The sequence below is a fragment of the Pseudomonas sp. GW821-FHT02C04 genome (assembly GCF_059421845.1).
Map to the genome: position 1 here is coordinate 175,547 of NZ_JBWKVT010000003.1, position 19,326 is coordinate 194,872.

At 61.3% G+C, this 19,326-nt stretch carries 16 protein-coding genes; 6 read left to right on the forward strand and 10 right to left on the reverse strand.

What is annotated here, in order from left to right; genetic code table 11:
- Positions 1 to 226 precede the first annotated feature (226 nt).
- The 9 genes from AC07VV_RS12750 to AC07VV_RS12790 form a co-directional block, all read right to left on the reverse strand.
- On the reverse strand, positions 227 to 3,823 hold the full coding sequence (locus tag AC07VV_RS12750; protein WP_495036408.1) for a glycosyltransferase: 3,597 nt from the start codon (positions 3,821 to 3,823) through the stop codon (positions 227 to 229).
- A gap of 113 nt (positions 3,824 to 3,936) precedes the next feature.
- The gene (locus tag AC07VV_RS12755) at positions 3,937 to 5,508 is read right to left on the reverse strand and encodes a flagellar hook-associated protein 3 (RefSeq protein ID WP_495036409.1); all 1,572 of its coding nucleotides are present in this window, start codon (positions 5,506 to 5,508) and stop codon (positions 3,937 to 3,939) included.
- 13 nt (positions 5,509 to 5,521) lie between these two features.
- Positions 5,522 to 7,567, reverse strand: coding sequence for a flagellar hook-associated protein FlgK (flgK, locus tag AC07VV_RS12760; protein WP_495036410.1), 2,046 nt, complete (start codon positions 7,565 to 7,567; stop codon positions 5,522 to 5,524).
- Positions 7,568 to 7,588: 21 nt separating this feature from the next.
- On the reverse strand, positions 7,589 to 8,881 hold the full coding sequence (flgJ, locus tag AC07VV_RS12765) for a flagellar assembly peptidoglycan hydrolase FlgJ (protein WP_495036411.1): 1,293 nt from the start codon (positions 8,879 to 8,881) through the stop codon (positions 7,589 to 7,591).
- Positions 8,882 to 8,892: 11 nt separating this feature from the next.
- Positions 8,893 to 9,981, reverse strand: coding sequence for a flagellar basal body P-ring protein FlgI (locus AC07VV_RS12770; RefSeq protein ID WP_080593281.1), 1,089 nt, complete (start codon positions 9,979 to 9,981; stop codon positions 8,893 to 8,895).
- Between the two features lie 27 nt (positions 9,982 to 10,008).
- On the reverse strand, positions 10,009 to 10,704 hold the full coding sequence (gene flgH / locus AC07VV_RS12775; protein WP_007965503.1) for a flagellar basal body L-ring protein FlgH: 696 nt from the start codon (positions 10,702 to 10,704) through the stop codon (positions 10,009 to 10,011).
- 53 nt (positions 10,705 to 10,757) lie between these two features.
- Positions 10,758 to 11,543 (reverse strand): flagellar basal-body rod protein FlgG, encoded by a 786-nt coding sequence (flgG, locus tag AC07VV_RS12780; RefSeq protein WP_096822210.1) that lies wholly within the window; start codon positions 11,541 to 11,543, stop codon positions 10,758 to 10,760.
- A 45-nt stretch (positions 11,544 to 11,588) separates the two neighbouring features.
- A complete protein-coding gene (locus AC07VV_RS12785) occupies positions 11,589 to 12,329 on the reverse strand; it encodes a flagellar basal body rod protein FlgF (protein ID WP_096822211.1) in 741 nt (246 codons plus the stop codon).
- Positions 12,330 to 12,564: 235 nt separating this feature from the next.
- On the reverse strand, positions 12,565 to 14,124 hold the full coding sequence (locus tag AC07VV_RS12790; RefSeq protein ID WP_495036412.1) for a sigma-54-dependent transcriptional regulator: 1,560 nt from the start codon (positions 14,122 to 14,124) through the stop codon (positions 12,565 to 12,567).
- 223 nt (positions 14,125 to 14,347) lie between these two features.
- On the opposite strand from AC07VV_RS12790, the gene phhA reads away from it, so the two are divergent.
- From phhA to AC07VV_RS12820, 6 genes are all read left to right on the forward strand, one after another.
- The gene (gene phhA / locus AC07VV_RS12795; protein ID WP_225739972.1) at positions 14,348 to 15,184 is read left to right on the forward strand and encodes a phenylalanine 4-monooxygenase; all 837 of its coding nucleotides are present in this window, start codon (positions 14,348 to 14,350) and stop codon (positions 15,182 to 15,184) included.
- 117 nt (positions 15,185 to 15,301) lie between these two features.
- Positions 15,302 to 15,658, forward strand: coding sequence for a 4a-hydroxytetrahydrobiopterin dehydratase (locus AC07VV_RS12800; protein WP_003222798.1), 357 nt, complete (start codon positions 15,302 to 15,304; stop codon positions 15,656 to 15,658).
- Positions 15,658 to 16,851, forward strand: coding sequence for an amino acid aminotransferase (locus AC07VV_RS12805; protein WP_495036413.1), 1,194 nt, complete (start codon positions 15,658 to 15,660; stop codon positions 16,849 to 16,851). Before AC07VV_RS12800 ends, AC07VV_RS12805 begins: the two co-directional genes overlap by 1 nt.
- Positions 16,852 to 17,154: 303 nt before the next feature.
- A complete protein-coding gene (locus AC07VV_RS12810) occupies positions 17,155 to 17,286 on the forward strand; it encodes a hypothetical protein (protein ID WP_255261961.1) in 132 nt (43 codons plus the stop codon).
- Positions 17,287 to 17,359: 73 nt separating this feature from the next.
- Entirely contained in the window at positions 17,360 to 17,542 is a 183-nt protein-coding gene (locus AC07VV_RS12815; protein ID WP_065260808.1) for a hypothetical protein, read from the forward strand.
- 95 nt (positions 17,543 to 17,637) lie between these two features.
- Complete coding sequence (locus AC07VV_RS12820) at positions 17,638 to 18,825, forward strand: MFS transporter (RefSeq protein WP_495036742.1); 1,188 nt, start codon at positions 17,638 to 17,640, stop codon at positions 18,823 to 18,825.
- Here AC07VV_RS12820 and arfB read toward each other — a convergent pair.
- Positions 18,822 to 19,235, reverse strand: a complete 414-nt coding sequence (arfB, locus tag AC07VV_RS12825) for an alternative ribosome rescue aminoacyl-tRNA hydrolase ArfB (RefSeq protein WP_096822216.1) — start codon at positions 19,233 to 19,235, stop codon at positions 18,822 to 18,824. The two genes, AC07VV_RS12820 and arfB, sit on opposite strands and share 4 nt — an antisense overlap.
- Positions 19,236 to 19,326 lie beyond the last annotated feature (91 nt).

The window sequence follows — 19,326 nt, forward strand, 5'->3', positions numbered from 1 at the left end:
TGCTTCTTCCTTGCGTTGTTGTTGAGGCTGGAAACCTGCAATCCCGGGCACCGCTCGCCCCCTCTGCGTCAATCGTCCGAGACCGGCTATCAAGGGGTATCGACAGAGGATTGCGGCGGCTTGAGTCGTCGGGAAAAAAAAGTATCAGAGTTGATACAAATACGAATTTCAGGCACAAAAAAGGCGACTGCAAAAGTCGCCTTTTTTGGGTAGCGTTGCGAACCGATCAGTCCGCCAGCCAGCCGTTTTCCCAGTAACGCAGGTTGTCGCCGCGCAAGACGTAGTCACGCAACACGACCTCGCGCAACTCGTCGCCCATGCGGTAGCTGGCGTCCGGATCGGCCAGGTGCATGCGGATCGCCTGCAGCCACTCATCCGTGGTGTTGGTCTTGATCCGTGTGCACGGCAAGTAACCGCGATAGGCCTCGGTGTCGGTGCAGATCACCGGGTAACCGCAGGCGCCGTACTCCAGCAGACGCAGGTTGCTCTTGCAGTCGTTGAAGATGTGGAACTCCAGCGGTGCCAGCGCCAGATCCAGATTGAGGCTGGCCAGTTTTGCCGGGTACACATCGAGGCCGATCACGCCGTGGAACTCATGCATGTACGGACGCAGATCGTCCGGGCACATGCCGAAAAACACCCAGTCGACTTCATTGGCCAGCTCGCGCACCACATCGGCGATCACCGCCAGGTCACCGTGGTGGCTGGTGCCACCGCCCCAGCCGACCCGAGGTTTTTTCGAGGTACGGCGCTGGCTGCGCAGATCGCTCCACATGTTTTTGGCCAGCATGTTCGGGACCACCCGAATATCACTGTGCATGCTCGACAGTGCGTTACCCAACGGCGCCGTGGACACCACGACCCGGTCACACATGCCGATCGCACGCCGGACCAGTTTTTCCATCTCGTCCTTGTTCGGCATGTTGCGGATGTGCGCATTGCGATGGGGAACGTCGATCACGTAGTCATCGAGCTCGTAGATCCGCCGGGCACTCGAGTACTTCTGCAGGCTTGGAATTTCGTTGATCGGCGCCTCGGCATAGCGCCCCTGCAGAATGATCACGTCAGGGGACTGACGCTCGACTTCGATGATGGTCGGCAGGTTGTAATGAATCCGTCCCAGCGCCCTGCCCGCCGCTTCCAGCTCGATCAAGGGCTGAGTCACACGGTAGTGACCGATCGCCGATGCGTTGACCGGCAATGCGAGAATCTTGGGCAATTGCGGCTGCGAAAACGGACTCCAGCCGGTACGCAGGCCAGGATCGAGACTGAAGCTCGAGCCCCCCAGGCCGTTCAGCGACAGGTTGGCGTTGTAGGCCGGATCCCGTGCGACGACCGGCAGCCAGCGCTTGTAGAAAGTTTCCTGCTCCTGGCCAAGCGCTGCTTCTTCGCCTTCCTTCGGGGCTTGCGCCGGTTGCGCGCCCAACGCCAGCTGCGCGTAAGGCGTCCACACCACCAGGTAACCTTCCTGGCCGACCCGCAGGCACAGATCCACTTCGTTGAGCGACTGCGCCAGCGCCTGCTCATCGAGCCCGTTGACCGAATCGAACACAGCCTTGCGCACCATCAGGCAATCACTGCCGACGGCGCTCAGGTTGTGAGCGACCAATAGCCGGTACATGTAACCCGTCGCCTGCAACGACTCGCCGTAAAACGGTACGCCGGCCGGCCCTTGCAGGCCGAGGATCAGACCGGCATGCAAGACCCGCCCGTCCGGGTTGAACAGTTTGGCCCCCACCACACCGACTTCGGGACGCTGGGCGTGATTGAGCATTTCCGCCAGCCAGTCGCCATGGGTGATCACGGCGTACGGGTTGAGCAGCAAGACGTATTCGCCCCGCGCCTGGCTCACCGCGAGATTGCGCACGGCGGCCATGTTGTCTTGCTGCGGGCAATCGAGGACACGAATCCGCTCGCTGCCCAATTGCGCCATGCCGTCAAACCAGGTCTGCGCCTCGACGCTCTGGCTGCCATTGTCGACCAGCAGCAACTCGTACTCGGCGTAGGCGGTCTTCTCCAGCAGGCTCTCGACACAGCGCTGCACGGCGGCCGTCTGATCCTTGCTGACAATGACGATCGACACCAGCGGTTGCCGGCCATGGTGGTAATCCACGCGGTTCAGCAGCGCCGAGGCGCCGTTGCGGATTTCATGGGCAATGCCCAGGCGGTCCAGGTGCGCCGAGATCAACTGCGAATTGCCGTCGGCCATTTGCGGTTCCGACAACCACTTGGCGAGGTCGAATGCCGACTCCAGCAGCACTTCGGAGATATGGCCAATGACCTGCGTGCCGTCGTTCTCGACCATGCGCCACAACACATCGTGGGGCGCCAGCTCGCCAAACGCGGAATCGAAACCACCGAGTGCCAGGAACCGTTCGCGCTCGAACGCCAGGGCCCGGCCCACGTAGGGGTAGCTGCGCATCAGGTCCAGGTTGAAGTCCGGCTTGAACACCGGCTCGGTGGACTCGCCCTCGCTCAAACCACCTTCATCGCTGTAAAGGCAGGTAACGGTTCGCGAGAGCGCAATGCGCTCGGCCATCACCAGCAGCGCCGGCACCACCAGACGATCACCGGCACGCAGCAGGTAGAACCAGTCGGCACCTTCCAGCTGCGGCAAGAGTTCGTTGATCTGCTGTTGCCAGTCCTCCTGCAACGGCACGCGCAAGACGCGCTCTTCGAGCTGCGTCTCGGTGCAGGAGGCGGACAACACAAGGGTCAACTCGGGCAGGTATTCCTGTGCATCGAGCGATTGCAGAGTGAGATCCAGCGCCGAGCGACTGCCCTGCTCGTCAATGATCAGCGGCACGATCTTCGGCACGCGCGGCCATGCCGCGAGCGTATCCGGCAGCAGTTCGCGCTGGCCTTCGGTCAGGTTGCGGCATGCCAGCCACTGCGCATACAACTCGGCAAAACTGACACTGGAAACGCCGACATGCCAATCCTGGGTGGTCTGTTTGGTGCCCAGCGTCCGGCTCAGCGGTAACTCTTCCCAGACCCGCGGCGATTCCTGCGCCTTGGTGATCGGTACATAACGCACCCAGCCCGGCGCCGGGGCCGATTCGCCACTGCGCGCCTTGAGCATCTGCGACAACCACTGGCGTTCGGTGTACGCAGCATCGCGCATTGCCTGTTGGCCACTCAAGCGCTCGGCGTACAGGCGCTCGACGCTCAGGACGTGGTTCGAAACCACCAGGTTGCCGCGACGCAACAGGCAGACGTACAACGCAAAATCCAGGGTCGCGACAAAGCAGGTTTCGGGAGTGGTCAGGGCCGGGAGAAGCTCCAGGACATCGGCCCGGCGAAACAGTGCGTTGCTGAAACCGCCGAGAATGTTGACCGGGAAATTCTCGAAAATCGCCAGCAGGTCATCCCCCTTGAACAGTCCGCACACCGGCGACAACGGGGTATTTTCGAGGCGTGAAGGCAACGGGCGGTCGTCGGCATCCCAGAACAGACGCTGAGCGAGTACCAGATTGACGTCCTGCTGATCGATGAGAACCTGTGCCTGGCGCTCGATGCACGTGCCAAACAATTGGTCGTCATCACACAGAAACTTGATGAACTCGCCCTGCGCCTGCTCAAGGCACGCATGGAGATTGCCGACCAGCCCGAGCGTGCGCGCATTACGCACGTAGCGCACGGCCACGCCGGAACTCTCGATCACCGAGGCGACGGTGGTTTCAATCTCGTTGCCGCGACTGTCGTCGCAGACAATGACTTCAAGATTGCCATAGCCCTGGCTCACCGCACTGAGCAATGCCCGTTCGAAGAAACGTGGATTGAAGGCAGGAATGACCAGGCTGACGAGAGGAAGTGAATTCACGGCGGGCTCACAGGCGGTGCGAGCCCGCTCAGAAAAGCGAGCCCTTGAAACCGCTAAAGACATTGACTATTGAAGGGACAGGGCAGAACGGGCGCCAGCGCGCCCGGCTACCGTCAGATCTTGTTGAACAGACCCAGCTGGCTGATTTTGCTGAATGCCAGTTGCGAGGCCTGCAGCATGGTCTGCTGCAAGGTCAGGCGGGTCATCACTTCGGCAGGATCCGAATCACGGATCGAACCCTGAGTGGTGGTATTCGCCTGAGTCAGGCTCTGGTTGGTGGTGTTCTGGTCATCCAGCGACTGTCCGCGAGCACCGATCGAAGTCACCGCCGAACCGATCTGATTGGCCGCGCTGTCGATGTTGCCCAGCGCCGACTCCATGGCACCCTGGAATTTCTGCTTGGCTACCGGATTCCCGTCGATCGGCGCATTCAGCGCCGTGACCATCTGGCCCAGGGTGTCGAGCACGTTCTGGGTCTGGTGGTTGTTGGACTGGATCGAGAACTGATCGCCCGCACCCGGCGTACCGCCGAACGTGAAGGTCACACCCGCTGCCGTGGCGTTGGCGCCGACCATGGTGCCCGACGACACTGGCTTGCTGTCAGCTGTCACTGGCGCTGCATACAGGTCGAAATTGGTGGCGCTGGTGAACTTCAGGATCGCACCGCCGCCCGACGGGAATGCCGCGTCGTAGGCCGCCTGGTTGGTCACGCCGGAGCCGGTGATGACCGCCGTCGACGCATTGCCCGCGCTGCGCGAGGTGGTGAACGAGTCAGGCGTGGCCGCCAGCTGAAAGCTGTGGCCGGCAATGACCGCATCCGGGTTGGTGTCGCCAGGCTTGAGGTTGATGTTCAACTTCAGATCGACGCCACGGAAGCTGACGGTCTGGTTGGCGCCGTTGCTGTTGGTGATCGCGCCGTTCTGGCTGGCTTCGGTCGTCACGTCGTTGCCCAGGGCATCGGTGATTTTCAACTGAGTGCTGCTGATGAAATCCACGGTGTACGGCTGACCGGCCGCGAACTTGGCGTTGTACGTCGCGGCGGTGCCAACGATACCGTTGGTCAGCACCACGCGGCCATCATCGGGGGTTGGCGCGGTCATGCTGGTCGTGGTGCGGCTGGTGTTGATGGTCTGCTGAAACGCATCCCAGCCAGTGGTATTGGAGGCCACCGAAAGACCGTCGCCAATGCCCAGGTTGATCTGGGTCTGGTCACCATTGTAGGTGTAAGTGCCATCGGCATTTTGCGAGTACGGCGCGGTATCGGTCTTGGAACCGGAAAACAGGTAATTGCCGTTGGCGTCCTTGGAGTTCATCAGGCCCAGCACTTGTTGCTGGATCTGGCCCAACTCGGCGGCGTAGGCCTTGCGGTCAGTGTCAGTGGCGATGCCGTTGTTGGCGGCCAGGCCGATTTCCTTGGCGCGCTGCAAGGCCGTGGTGATGGAGTTCAACGTGGACTCCTGCACGGTCAGCGCACTCTTGGTGGTATCGATGTTGCCCTGATACTGCTCGAGCATCGAGGCCTGCTGACCCAGCTTGAGCAGACGCCCGGCGCCGATCGGATCGTCGGCAGCGGTGTTGATGCGCTGCAGGCTGCTCGCCTCGTTGGCGGTCGCGACAGTCTTGCTGTAGTTGCGCTGATATTGAGCAGCTTGTGTCGCGTAATACTGGGCGGTGGAAATGCGCATGAATTACGGCTCCTTAAAGACTGTTGATCAGCGTTGCGAAGGTTTCCTGCGCAGCCTTGATGATTTGCGAAGAGGCGGTGTAGTACTGCTGATACTTGACCAGGTTGCCGGTTTCTTCGTCCAGGTTGACCTGGGACAGCGAATCGCGCGCGCCCTGGGCCTGATCCAGAATCACCGTGGTCGCGGCGCTGTCGGACTTGCTCTGGGCAGCCTTGGTACCGACGTTGGTCACCAGCTTGTTGTAGGCGTCAGTCAGGCTGATGCCCTTGCTCGCCGTGCCGGTATCTACAGTCTGTTTGGTCTGCAAGCCAACCAGCGCCTGCGCGTTGCGGTTGTCCGAAGAGGCCGCGCCGGTCAGGTTGATCGTGAAGGTTTCGCCTGGCTTCGGCGTCGCGCCCACGGTGGTCTGCACGGTGAAGGTTTTCTGCACGTTCGGCGTGACCGAGGTATCCATTACCGGAGCACCGGTGGAGTCGACCATGCCGATCTTGAGGTTCAGGGTGTTGGCCTGCCCCGGCACGATGGTGCCGGAACCGATGGTGTTGCCCTTGGCATCGACCATGTTGTACGACTGGCTGCCGCTGGCGACCGCACCCATGACCAGTTTGACCGGCGTCGAGTACTTGAGCGCATTCTGCAGCTCGGCCTGAGAGGCCGGGTTGGTGATGTCGAGGGTGTCGATCAGCGTCGGCTGTGTGTAGGTGCCGGAGTTGTTGGCACTGGCCACGCCGGTCAACGGTGCTGCCGCCGCGATTTTCTTCGGATCGGTGAGCACGGTCTGGATGGTGCTGCCGGCGTTACGGGTCGGGGTCACCTTGAAGGTGTCGCCGGCGCTCAACGCACCGCCATTGAGGGCCAGGGTGAAGCCGTCGATCACTGGCGGTGGCGTGGTCGTGGTGCTGAACGAACCCATGTCGGTACCGTCCGAGCGCTTGACCGAGTAGTTGGTCGCGCTGGTGAAGGTCACCTGGTAATCACTGGTGGTCAGCTTGCCAGTGTCCTTGATGGTGACATTCAGGTTGCCCGAACCTGCACTGTTGGTCGACTGGGCAATGCTGCGCTGGCTGATCAGTGCGGCACTGTTGATGTCGTTGAAAATGGCCGCGCCGAAGTCACCGTTCTTGTCGATGCCCTGGGCTTGCTGGCGATTCATCTGGTCAGCAATGACCAGTGCTACACGGCCCAGCTCGTTGAGCGAAGGGTTGAGCACTTCATTGCGATAGGTCAGCAGACCACCGATTTCACCACCGCTCATCACCGAGGTGATGTCGAGGGTGCTTGAGCCGCGATCCATCTGGATGCCCATGCGCGACGGGTCGTCCTTGCTCGGCACGGTGCTCAGGGTGTTGGTGGTGTTGCCGATGACCAGTGGCTGACCGCTGCCGACGTAGACGTCGAAACTGCTGCCGCGCTCGACGACTTGCGCACCGGTCAACTCGGAGAGCTGGCGCACGGCTTCGTTACGGCTGTCGAGCAGATCGTTCGGCTGGCCGCCGCTGGTGGAAACCTCACCGATCTTCTGGTTCAGGTTGGCAATCGAGGTGGCCAGCTTGTTCACCTGGGCCGTCATGTCCGACAGGTTGCCGTTGATCGTGGTGTTCTGATCGTTCAGCTGTTTGGCCAGCGCATTGAAGCGGCTGGTCAGGGCCTGCGCACCGGTCAGCACCGACTGACGGGAAGTGTCGTCGGTCGCCGAGGTCGCTACACCCTGCATCGAGGTGAAGAATTTCTGCAGCACACCGGTCAGGCCCGTGTTGGTGTCGGACAGCGAGGCGTCCAGCGCGGTCGCCTGGGCGCCATACGCGGCCGCTTCGCTGTTGAGCGACGTGGCAGTGTGCAGTTGTGTTTCGAGGTAAGAGTTGTACACCCGGCGCACGTCGGCCAGGGTCGTGCCCGTGCCGATGAAGACGTTGCCGAACTGCTGCGAGGCCTTGGTGCCCTGCACGGTTTGCTGGCGTGAATAACCGGCGGTGTCGACGTTGGCAATGTTGTTACCTGTCACAGCCAGAGAGGACGAACTCGCGGCCAACCCCGACATCCCGATATTGAGCAAACTCATGATTCAAACCTTACCTTGTGTTTATAAAGGCGTTGTTGAAACGCCGGCCGCAGCGTAGTTCTGATTTACCGTCATCTGCCTGGCAATCTGCGAAATCTTGCTTGCGTAGTTCGGGTCGGTCGCGTAACCGGCCTTTTGTAACTCGCGTACAAACTGTTCTGGGTTATCGGCCGACTTCAGCACATCTTGATAGCGATTATTGCTCTGCAGCAAAGTCACCAGATCGTGGAAGCTGTCCTTGTACGAGGCATAGGAACGGAACTCGGCCGTCTCCTTGACCATCTGCCCGTTGCGGAACTCGCTGGTGATCGCCCGGGCCGAATCGCCCTGCCAGTTGCTGCTGGCCTTGATGCCGAACAGGTTGTGACTGCTGGTGCCGTCCTGGGCGCGCATGACCGACTTGCCATAGCCGGTTTCGAGCGCGGCCTGAGCCACCAGATAACGCGGATCGACACCGATGCGCGCGGCCGCCTCTTTGGCCATCGGCAGCATGGTGTTGACGAATTCGTCGGCGTTGCTGAAAGCCTTCTTCGCCGGCGCCAGCGGAATCTGCGCCATGGCGCGACCGTAAATCTGCATCTGTCCACCAGAGGCCTTGTCCGCCTCGGCGCGGGCCAGCCAGTCGCCGTTGTACAGCGGGCCGGAACCGGTGGCAGCAGCCGTCGTGGCACGCTGCGGCAATTGAGCGGCCGCCGTCGGCGTGGCCGAAGGCACCAGACCGGCGAGCAAGCGATCAGCCAGTTTCGGCGGCAGCGCCAGACGACGCTGGTTGATCATTTCCATGTCGTTGCGATGGGCCAGCTGGGTATTCGGCGCATGCACCGAACGCGAAGCCCACAACGGACGCTCGCCATTGAGGCGCGACAGCGGACCGTTGGTAGCCACGGTGCCGGCGGCAATCGGCGTTTCCACCGCAGCGGCCTTGGCCAGAGCTTCCTGCTGCTTGGCAGCCGACGCGGCGGCGGCCTCGCCCGGTGCCATCGGTTTGTTCTTCGACATCTGCTTCATCAGCACGTCGGCCAGACCGATACCACCGCCCTCGCGGGACAGAGACACCGCCAGTTGCTGGTCGTACATTTCCTGATACTGCTTGGCTGCCGGGGTGTTGAGCGGGTTGTCCTGACCCAGCGCTTCAGTGGCCGAACGCATCGACTTGAGCATTTCACCGAGGAACAGCGATTCGAATTCCTGCGCAACCTTGCGCATGTTCCCGTCGCTGTTCTTGTCGCCGACCTTGAGCTGGTTCAATCGATTGAGGTCGGAGTACGAACCCGAATCGCTGCTGCTGACCAGACCGCTTTTGCGCATATCCATGAGTGCCGTCCTCAGATCACGATCAGGTCGGCTTGCAACGCGCCGGCCTGCTTCAGTGCTTCGAGAATGGCCATCAGGTCACCCGGTGCCGCGCCGACCTGGTTCACCGCACGCACGATTTCGTCGAGGGTGGTGCCCGGGCCGAACTTGAACATCGGCTTGGCTTCCTGCTGAGCATTCACGCGCGAACGCGGCACCACGGCCGTCTGACCATTGGACAACGGGCCCGGCTGGCTGACGATCGGGTCTTCGGTGATGGTCACGGTCAGGCTGCCGTGGGTCACGGCGGCCGGCGAAACCTTCACGTTCTGGCCGATGACGATGGTGCCGGTACGCGAGTTGATGATGACTTTCGCCACGGCCTGACCCGGGTCGACTTCGAGGTTTTCCAGGATCGACAGATAGTCGACGCGCTGGCTCGGATCGAGCGGCGCAGTGACGCGGATCGAACCGCCGTCGATGGCCTGGGCAACGCCAGGGCCGAGCATGTCGTTGATCTTGTCGACGATGCGCTTGGCGGTGGTGAAGTCGGAACGGTTGAGGTTCAGCGTCAGGCTGTTGCCCTGATTGAAACCGCTCGGCACCGAACGCTCGACCGATGCACCACCCGGGATGCGACCGGCCGACGGAACGTTGACGGTGATCTTCGAACCGTCACGACCTTCGGCATCGAAACCACCCACTACCAGGTTGCCCTGAGCGATGGCGTAGACGTTGCCGTCGATACCCTTGAGCGGGGTCAGCAACAGGGTGCCGCCGCGCAGGCTCTTGGAGTTACCGATGGACGAAACGGTGATGTCGACCTGCTGACCCGGTTTGGCGAACGCCGGCAGATCGGCACTCACCGATACCGCCGCGACGTTTTTCAACTGCACGTTGCCCGATCCCGGCGGCACCTTGATGCCGAACTGCGAGAGCATGTTGTTGAAGGTCTGCAGGGTGAACGGGGTTTGCGTCGTCTGGTCGCCGGTGCCGTTAAGCCCGACCACCAGGCCGTAGCCGATCAACTGGTTGGAGCGCACGCCAGAGATGCTGGCGATATCTTTCAGCCGCTCGGCGTGGGCACCAAAGGCTGCGGACATCAACGCCGCAGCGAGCATGAGGCTCTTGAAATTCAACGTAGCCACCTAGAAAGGGAACAGCGGGCTGAGGAAGAAACGGTCGAACCAGCCTGGCTGACTCGCATCGGCGAACGAACCGGTGCCCGAGTAGGTGATGCGCGCATCGGCGACCCGGGTCGACGACACGGTGTTGTCGGTGGCGATGTCATCGGCGCGTACGAGGCCGGCGATCCGCACCAGTTCATCACCGGTGTTGAGGGTCATCCACTTCTCGCCACGCACAGCGATGATGCCGTTGGGCAACACGTCGGCGACGGTCACGGTGATCGAACCGGTCAGGGTGTTGCCCTGGGCCGCCTTGCTGTCACCCTTTGTCGCGCGGTCGCCGCTGTAGCCGACGTCCAGGCTCAGATCGTTACCGCCCAACGGGTTGTTGGTGGTGCCGCTGCCGCCGAACAGCGAAGTCAGGCCGATGCCGGTCTTGCTGTTCTTGGCCACTTGCGAGTTGGCGTTCTTGCTGGCCTGAGTCTTCTCGTTCAGGGTGATGGTGATGATGTCACCGACCCGGAACGCCTTGCGGTCGCTGTACAGGTTCTGTTCGAAACCGGCCTGATAGATCGAGCCGTTGTTGGCGGCCGCCGGCAACGGCGTCCGCGGCAACACCGGGGCGTAGTAAGGGTCATTGGGCTTGGGCGTCGGAGCGACGCAGCCCGCGAGCGAGACCACCCCACCCAATGCCAGAACAGATACGAAGCGTTTCATGACCCTTACCTCACGGTATTGCAGGCGGCCTCATGGCCGCCTCATAGACTTGATTACAGATTCTGCGTTACGAACGAGAGCATCTGGTCGGCGGTGGAGATCACCTTGGAGTTCATCTCGTAAGCGCGCTGAGTGGTGATCATGTTGACCATCTCTTCCACGGTGCTGACGTTGGAGGTTTCCAGAGTGTTCTGCAGGGTGGTGCCGAAACCGTTCAGGCCCGGAGTGCCGATTTGCGGCGCGCCGGAAGCGGCGGTTTCCAGGAACAGGTTGTTGCCCACGGCTTGCAGACCGGCCGGGTTGATGAAGTCGGCGGTTTGCAGGTTGCCGATCACTTGCGAAGCGGCGTTGCCGGCAACGGTGATCGACACGGTGCCGTCACGGCCGACAGTGAAGGTCTGAGCGTTGTTCGGGATGACAATCGCCGGCTCCAGAGCGAAACCACTGGCGTTGACGATCTGGCCATTGGAGTCGAGGTGGAAAGTACCGTCACGAGTGTAGGACGTGGTGCCGTCCGGTTGCAGGATCTGGAAGAAACCACGGCCGTCGAGGGCCATGTCCAGCGGCTGCTCGGTGGTTTGCAGGCTACCGGCGGTGAAGTTTTTCTGGGTGCCGACGATGCGCACACCAGTACCCACTTGCAGACCCGACGGCAGTTCGCTGTCCTGGGTCGACTGGGCGCCTGGCTGACGCTTGATCTGGTACAGCAGGTCCTGGAACTCGGCGCGGTCACGTTTGAAACCCGTGGTCGACACGTTCGCCAGGTTGTTGGAAATGGTGGTCAGGTTGGTGTCCTGGGCGGACAGACCGGTTTTGGCAACCCATAGAGCCGGAAGCATTCGATTCTCCTCGTGCGCCTGTTTTACGGCGCGACGTTCTGATAATTAGCTGATCTGCAAGACCCGAGCCATGGCCTGGTCGTCGTCTTTGGCGGTGTTCATCATCTTGACGTGCAACTCGAACTGCTTGGCCAGGGCCAGCACCGAGGTCATTTCTTCCACGGCATTGACGTTGCTCGACTCCAGGAAACCCGACACCAGTTTGACGTTGGCATCGGCCGGCGCAGGCTGGCCGTCCTTGGTGTAGATCGAACCGTCCAGGCCCTTGTTCATGTTCTTGATGTCCGGATTGACCAGTTTGATCCGGTCGACTTCGGCCATGACGCGCGGGCCTTCGCCCATCGCACGAATACTGATGGTGCCGTCTTCACCGACTTCCACCTGCTGCTGCGGCGGTACGGCAATCGGCCCGCCGTTGCCCATGACCGGCATGCCGTTGCCGGCACGCAGCACGCCCAGGGCGTCGATATTGAGGCTGCCGGTGCGCACGTAGCTTTCGCCGCCGTTGGGGTTCTGCACGGCAATGAAACCGTTGCCGGTCACAGCGACGTCGAGGTCGCGACCGGTCTCCACCAGGGAGCCTGCGGTGAAGTCGGTGGCGGGCCGTTCGCTCATGGCAAACGCACGCGCCGGAAAGCTGTCACCGAACACCGGCATCGAACGCGCCTGCTCCAGGTCGCGCTGAAAACCATTGGTGGAGATGTTCGCCAGGTTGTTGGCATGAGCCTTTTGCGCCAGTGCGTTCTGGCTGGCGCCGGTCATTGCCACATAAAGGTACTTGTCCACACTCTTTCCTCTGCATGCCGGACGTTTGCCGCCCACCGCTGTACTGCTGAGCCACAAGCAATTTGCAGACCAACTTTTTTCTGGCGGTCGAGGACCCGATAAACAAAGGACTTGAGGGATTCAGCAGGGTTTGGGGAAATGTATCGAAGTCGAAAAACCGGCGGTGTCATGCCGCTTGGCGGCAATGGTAAGGCGCGATCACCCCGTGCCTTGCGCAGGAGTGATCGCGCAGGGATCAAGACTCGGTCTTGCCCACCTCATATTCACGCAGCTTGTTGGCAATCGTGGTGTGCGAGACGCCCAGCCGCTTGCCCAGCTGCCGACTGCTCGGGTGTTCGGAATACAGTCGCTCAAGCACCGCTTTCTCGAAGCGCCCGACAATCTCGTCGAGCCCGCCCTCCAGCGAGAAATCGCCAAGCGGCTGACGCACACCATAGTCCGGCAGACGAATATGCTCGGCCTTGACCGTCCCGCCATCACACAGCGAAACCGCCTGGAACAGCACGTTCTCCAGTTGTCGCACGTTGCCCGGCCAGTGGTAATGACTGAGCCGATCCATCGCCGCCGGCGCCAGTTTCGGCAACGGACAACCAATCTGCCGACTGGCCTGATCAAGGAAGTGCTCTACCAGCGGCGTCAAACCGTCGAGGCATTCGCGCAGTGGCGGGATGTGCAACGAAAGCACGTTTAAGCGATGGTACAAATCCTGGCGAAACTCGCCACGGGTGCACAACTCGGACAGGTCGACCTGGGTGGCGCAGATCACGCGCACATCCAGGTAAACCTCTTCATCACTGCCCACACGACGGAAGCAACCGTCCTGCAGGAAGCGCAGCAATTTCACCTGTAAGCGCGGGCTCATTTCGCCGACACCATCGAGGAACAACGTGCCGCCCGCCGTCAGTTCCAGCAGCCCGAGCTTGCCTTCGGCCCGTGCACCCTCAAAGGCACCGGGCCCGTAGCCGAACAACTCGGTCTCGGCCATCGATTCCGGCAGCCCCGCGCAGTTGAGCGCCATCAATGGCGACTGACCACGAGGGCTCGCCAGGTGACAGGCCCGTGCCAGCAACTCCTTGCCGGTGCCGGTTTCACCTTCAATCAATAGCGGCGCATCGAGTGGCGCCATGCGCCGGGCTTCGCGCACCACTGCCGCCATCACTTTCGAGCTTTGGAAGATGCTGTCGAAGCCACGCAACTCCTGCTTGCGCACGTTATAGATGCGCTCACCGACCCGATCCGCCCGATGCAACGTCAGCACCGCGCCGGCCATGGCTTCGCTGTCGTCGTGCTCCGATTGCAGCGGGGCGATGTCGGCCAGAAAGATGTCGCCCTTGACCTTGACCCGCATGCCATTGATTCGCGATTTGTTGGCGCGCACCAGTTCAGGCAAGTCGAAATCCTCGGCGTAACGCGACAGTGGAATCCCCGGCACTTCGTCGACCCGCACCCCGAGCAACTGCGCCGCCGCACGGTTGGCGGCAACGATCGAGCCGCCCATGTCGATCGACAGCACCGGAAATTCCAGCGCACCGAGCAATGCATTCAGTTCCATGTGCCGGCGCTCGCTGGGCATCAGCCCTACCCGCTTGACGCCGAACACCCCGGCGATGGCTTCGAATTTGGGCCGCAACGCCTGGAACTGCAGATTGATCAGGTTCGGGCAATGCAGATAGATCGCATTGCCATGCTCACCGCCGACCTCGCCGCGGGCAACGTTGATCCCGTACTCCACCAGCAGATTGAGGATGTCGCGCAGGATGCCGATGCGGTTCTGGCAGTGGACTTTGATACGCATATAAAGGCCCGAAACAGGTAGAGGGGCGGATTTTTCTCTGCCGCCCGCAAGATAGTCGTCAAGATTATGTGACAGACACCGGCCATTTCAAACCCGCCAATCACCGTAATCACGACTTATCGCACAAACCGTAACGATAATTTTACGATTTAAAGAGACTTTTCCTACTCGACAGGTCTTCAACCTGCTGCATCAGGGCACGCTCTGGGGTATTTCTCAGTCCATAGCAGGACATAACAAGAACGAATTCCCCTCGCAGGAGAGCAGTATGAAGCAGACGCAATACGTGGCCCGCGAGCCCGATGCGCAAGGTTTTATCGACTACCCCGCCGAAGAACACGCGGTGTGGAACACGCTGATCACCCGCCAGTTGAAAGTGATCGAGGGTCGGGCGTGCCAGGAATACCTGGACGGTATCGAAAAACTCGGCCTGCCCCACGACCGCATCCCGCAACTGGGCGAGATCAACAAGGTGCTCGGCGAGACCACCGGTTGGCAGGTCGCCCGCGTCCCGGCGCTGATTCCGTTCCAGACCTTTTTCGAATTGCTCGCCAGCAAGCAGTTCCCGGTGGCCACGTTCATTCGCACCCGTGAAGAACTGGACTACCTGCAAGAACCGGACATTTTCCACGAGATCTTTGGTCACTGCCCGCTGCTGACCAACCCGTGGTTCGCCGAATTCACCCACACCTACGGCAAGCTCGGCCTGCAAGCGACCAAGGAAGAGCGCGTTTACCTGGCGCGCCTGTACTGGATGACCATCGAGTTCGGCCTGGTCGATACTCCGCAGGGCAAACGCATCTATGGCGGCGGCATCCTGTCTTCGCCAAAAGAAACCGTTTATTCGCTGTCGGACGAACCTGAACATCAGGCCTTCGATCCGCTGGAAGCGATGCGCACGCCGTATCGCATCGACATCCTGCAACCGCTGTACTTTGTCCTGCCGAACCTCAAGCGCCTGTTCGACCTCGCCCACGAAGACATCATGGGCATGGTCAAGCAAGGCATGCAGCTGGGTCTGCACGCACCGAAATTTCCGCCGAAACCAAAAGCTGCGTGAACCGTGGCTTTTACTTACAAGTGAGTCTGTCAGTCGTCGCGGCTTTGGTTTAGCGTGACGACATTGACGACCGTAACAGCTCTTATAAAAAAGACATCCGATCTCAGGAATCAAACCATGTCCACTTTGAACCAAGCCCATTGCGAAGCGTGCCGTGCCGATGCCCCACAAGTCAGCGATGAAGAACTGCCGATCCTGATCAAGCAGATCCCTGACTGGAACATCGAAGTGCGTGACAGCATCATGCAGCTGGAAAAAGTCTTCCTGTTCAAGAATTTCAAGCACGCCCTGGCCTTCACCAACGCCGTCGGCGAGATCTCCGAGGCCGAAGGTCACCACCCGGGTCTGCTGACCGAGTGGGGCAAAGTCACCGTGACCTGGTGGAGCCACTCGATCAAAGGCCTGCACCGCAACGACTTCATCATGGCCGCGCGCACTGACGAAGTGGCCAAGACCGCAGAAGGACGCAAGTAATGCACTTCGACGCCATCGGCCGGGTGCCCGGCGACCCGATCCTCGGCCTGATGGAGGCCTACTCGCAGGATTCCAACCCGCGCAAGTTCGACCTCGGCGTGGGCGTCTACAAGGATGCCCAGGGCCTGACGCCGATTCCCGAAGCGGTGAAAATCGCCGAGGCGCGTCTGGTCGAGAGCCAGGACACCAAGACCTACATCGGTGGCCACGGCAATCCGCTGTTCGGCAAGGTGATCAATGAGCTGGTGCTTGGTGCCGATTCGGCGCTGATCGCCGGGCAGCGTGCCGGCGCCACCCAGACCCCGGGCGGTACTGGCGCCTTGCGTCTGGCAGCGGATTTCATCGCGCAATGCCTGCCGGGCAAAGGCGTATGGCTGAGCAACCCGACCTGGCCGATCCACGAAACGATTTTCGCGGCCGCCGGGGTCAAGATCAGCCATTACCCGTACGTCGGCAGCGACAACCGCCTCGACGTCGATGCCATGCTCGCCGTGCTCAACGAAGTGCCGAAAGGTGATGTGGTGCTGCTGCACGCGTGCTGCCACAACCCGACCGGTTTCGATCTGAGTCACGACGACTGGCACCGGGTGCTGGACGTGGTGCGCAGCCGCAATCTGCTGCCGCTGATCGACTTCGCCTACCAGGGCTTTGGCGACGGTCTGGAGCAGGATGCATGGTCAACCCGGCTGTTCGCCGCCGAGTTGCCTGAGCTGCTGATCACCAGCTCCTGCTCGAAGAACTTCGGCCTGTACCGCGACCGTACCGGTGCGCTGATCGTCTGCGCGAAAACCGCTGACAAGCTCATCGACATCCGCAGCCAGCTGGCGCACATCGCCCGCAACCTGTGGTCGACGCCGCCGGATCACGGCGCGGCCGTCGTCGCAACAATCCTCGCCGACCCGGAGCTGAAACGCCGCTGGGCCGACGAAGTGGAAGCCATGCGTCTGCGTATCGCCCAGTTGCGCAGCGGTTTGGTCGAAGCACTGGAACCGCACGGCCTGCGCGAGCGCTTTGCGCACATTGGCGTGCAACGCGGGATGTTTTCCTACACCGGCCTGTCGCCGGAACAAGTGAAAAACCTGCGTGAGCATCACAGCGTGTACATGGTCAGCTCGGGCCGGGCCAACGTCGCCGGGATTGATGCGACACGTCTGGATCTGCTGGCCGAAGCGATCGCCAGCGTCTGCAAATAACCCCCTCCGTGATCGTTCCCACGCTCTGCGTGGGAATGCATCCCGGGACGCTCCGCGTCCCTGCCGAAGCGGACGCGGAGCGTCCATTGAGGCACTCCCACGCGGACGGTTCGACGCCTCGACGTGGGAACGATCAAGCAAATTTGCCCTGCGTCACCCTGTCGCACTTGTCTAGACAATCCCGCCCGTCGCAACAAGCGGAATTAAAAATCTGTTTGTCATTTTTACTGCTGTATCCTTCGCAGGCTTTCTGAAAGCGCGGATCTACCAGATCTATCAACAGACTTAGCGAGGAGCGCAACCATGCACGAGATTCCCAATCTCCCCTTCCCAAGCCTGCACGTACCTGAGCAGACGACCACGCAACAAGCCGGTGCCCAACAGCCCGAGCCGAAAGAAGCCGCCGAAAGCCGTCCGGCCGACAGCAAAGAGTAAGTAACACCCGCCGTACAGACCGTGTGGAAAGCGCTAACATGCGCTTTCCACACTGCCTGAAGCCGAGCCCGCCATGACCGACGAATCCTTCAACGAACAACAGGCTGAAATCCTCATCGGCGCCACCGAGAAGATGATCGAGATCTGGAGCCGCCTCTCGCCCGAGAAACAAGCCGCCCTGCTCGCCCGTTTCGGCAGCGAAGAAAACGCCCTCGCCGCACTGGTCACCACGCAACTGGTCGCCCCGGCCAAATAGTTTTACTTTTCCCCGCCGCAGCATCGTCCACGCCGGTATCATGAGCAGCCTATCTATTCTGCTCTCCCCGTGGATCGTTACCCATGTCGTCCTCTATGCCAGAACCCCAGCGCCCCCTGGCGGTCACGCTGCAAGTCGTTTCCATCGTCCTGTTCACCTTCATCGGCTACCTGAATATCGGCATTCCGCTGGCCGTGCTGCCCGGCTACGTGCATAGCGACCTGGGCTTCGGCGCGGTCATCGCCGGTCTGGTGATCAGCGTGCAATACCTCGCCACCCTGCTCAGCCGCCCGTATGCCGGCAAGATCATCGACAACAAGGGCAGCAAACGCGCCGTGATGATTGGTCTGGCCGGTTGTGGCTTGAGCGGTGTGTTCATGCTGATTTCGGCCTGGACACCCAACCTGCCGATGCTCAGCCTGATCAGCCTGTTCGTCGGCCGTCTGGTGCTCGGCAGCGCAGAAAGTCTTGTCGGCTCCGGATCGATCGGCTGGGGCATCGGCCGCGTCGGCGCGGCCAACACCGCCAAAGTCATCTCGTGGAACGGCATCGCCAGTTACGGCGCGCTGGCAATCGGTGCGCCGCTGGGCGTGTGGCTGGTCAGCCGCTTCGGTCTCTGGAGCATGGGCGTGAGCATTCTGTTGCTTGCAGCGCTGGGCTTGCTGCTGGCTTGGCCGAAAACCGCCGCGCCGATTGTCGCTGGCGAACGCTTGCCGTTCATGCACGTGCTGGGTCGCGTCTTTCCCCATGGCTGCGGACTGGCGCTGGGCTCGATCGGCTTCGGCACCATCGCCACCTTCATCACCCTGTATTACGCCACCCAGCATTGGGATAACGCGGTGCTGTGCCTGAGCCTGTTCGGTGCCAGCTTCATCGGCGCACGACTGCTGTTCGGCAACCTGATCAACCGTCTCGGCGGCTTTCGCGTGGCGATTGCCTGCCTCTCGGTGGAAACACTGGGCCTGCTGCTGCTATGGCTGGCGCCGGATGCGCACTGGGCATTGGCGGGTGCGGCATTGAGCGGTTTCGGCTTCTCGCTGGTGTTCCCGGCGCTGGGCGTGGAAGCGGTGAACCTGGTGCCGGCTTCCAGCCGTGGCGCGGCGGTTGGCGCCTATTCGTTGTTCATCGACTTGTCGTTGGGGATCACCGGGCCGCTGGCCGGGGCGATTGCGGCGGGCTTCGGTTTTGCCTCGATCTTCCTGTTCGCCGCGATCGCTGCGGTGAGCGGCCTGGCGTTGAGCGTCTATCTGTACCGCCACACATCGAAGTACCGCGAAGACTAGAAATCGACTTTGCCGCGCCCGGCCTTGATGCTGCCGCGCTTGGTCTTCGACTCCAGCCGACGCTTCTTCGAACCCAGCGTCGGCTTGGTTGGACGGCGTTTCTTTTCGATCTTGGTGGCGCTGAGGATCAACTCCGTCAGACGCTCCAGTGCATCGGCGCGATTCTGTTCCTGCGTGCGGTATTGCTGAGCCTTGATGATCAGCACGCCGTCGCTGGTGATGCGCGTGTCGCGAAGCGCCAGCAGCCGCTCCTTGTAGAACTCGGGCAAGGACGAGGCGGGAATATCGAAACGCAGGTGCACGGCGCTGGAGACCTTGTTGACGTTCTGCCCGCCGGCCCCCTGGGCGCGGATGGCAGTCAGTTCGATCTCGGCATCCGGCAGATGCACGTTATTGGAAATCTTCAGCATTGCATTCTCATCGTAGAGCCTGTTTCGCCGTACCTGTAGCGGCTACGGTCAGCTTGACCCTGGGTGTGCTTTCAGTGTCGCGCCTTTTCAC

Excerpts from the sequence above, each read along its gene's own strand:
- AC07VV_RS12755 (WP_495036409.1), bottom strand. The coding sequence starts at position 5,508 with ATGCGCATTTCCACCGCCCAGTATTACGCGACACAAGCTGCTCAATAT.
- flgK (WP_495036410.1), bottom strand. The coding sequence starts at position 7,567 with ATGAGTTTGCTCAATATCGGGATGTCGGGGTTGGCCGCGAGTTCGTCC.
- flgJ (WP_495036411.1), bottom strand. The coding sequence starts at position 8,881 with ATGGATATGCGCAAAAGCGGTCTGGTCAGCAGCAGCGATTCGGGTTCG.
- AC07VV_RS12770 (WP_080593281.1), bottom strand. The coding sequence starts at position 9,981 with ATGCTCGCTGCGGCGTTGATGTCCGCAGCCTTTGGTGCCCACGCCGAG.
- flgH (WP_007965503.1), bottom strand. The coding sequence starts at position 10,704 with ATGAAACGCTTCGTATCTGTTCTGGCATTGGGTGGGGTGGTCTCGCTC.
- flgG (WP_096822210.1), bottom strand. The coding sequence starts at position 11,543 with ATGCTTCCGGCTCTATGGGTTGCCAAAACCGGTCTGTCCGCCCAGGAC.
- AC07VV_RS12790 (WP_495036412.1), bottom strand. The coding sequence starts at position 14,124 with ATGCGTATCAAAGTCCACTGCCAGAACCGCATCGGCATCCTGCGCGAC.
- AC07VV_RS12800 (WP_003222798.1), top strand. The coding sequence starts at position 15,302 with ATGTCCACTTTGAACCAAGCCCATTGCGAAGCGTGCCGTGCCGATGCC.
- AC07VV_RS12805 (WP_495036413.1), top strand. The coding sequence starts at position 15,658 with ATGCACTTCGACGCCATCGGCCGGGTGCCCGGCGACCCGATCCTCGGC.
- AC07VV_RS12810 (WP_255261961.1), top strand. The coding sequence starts at position 17,155 with ATGCACGAGATTCCCAATCTCCCCTTCCCAAGCCTGCACGTACCTGAG.
- AC07VV_RS12815 (WP_065260808.1), top strand. The coding sequence starts at position 17,360 with ATGACCGACGAATCCTTCAACGAACAACAGGCTGAAATCCTCATCGGC.
- AC07VV_RS12820 (WP_495036742.1), top strand. The coding sequence starts at position 17,638 with ATGCCAGAACCCCAGCGCCCCCTGGCGGTCACGCTGCAAGTCGTTTCC.
- arfB (WP_096822216.1), bottom strand. The coding sequence starts at position 19,235 with ATGCTGAAGATTTCCAATAACGTGCATCTGCCGGATGCCGAGATCGAA.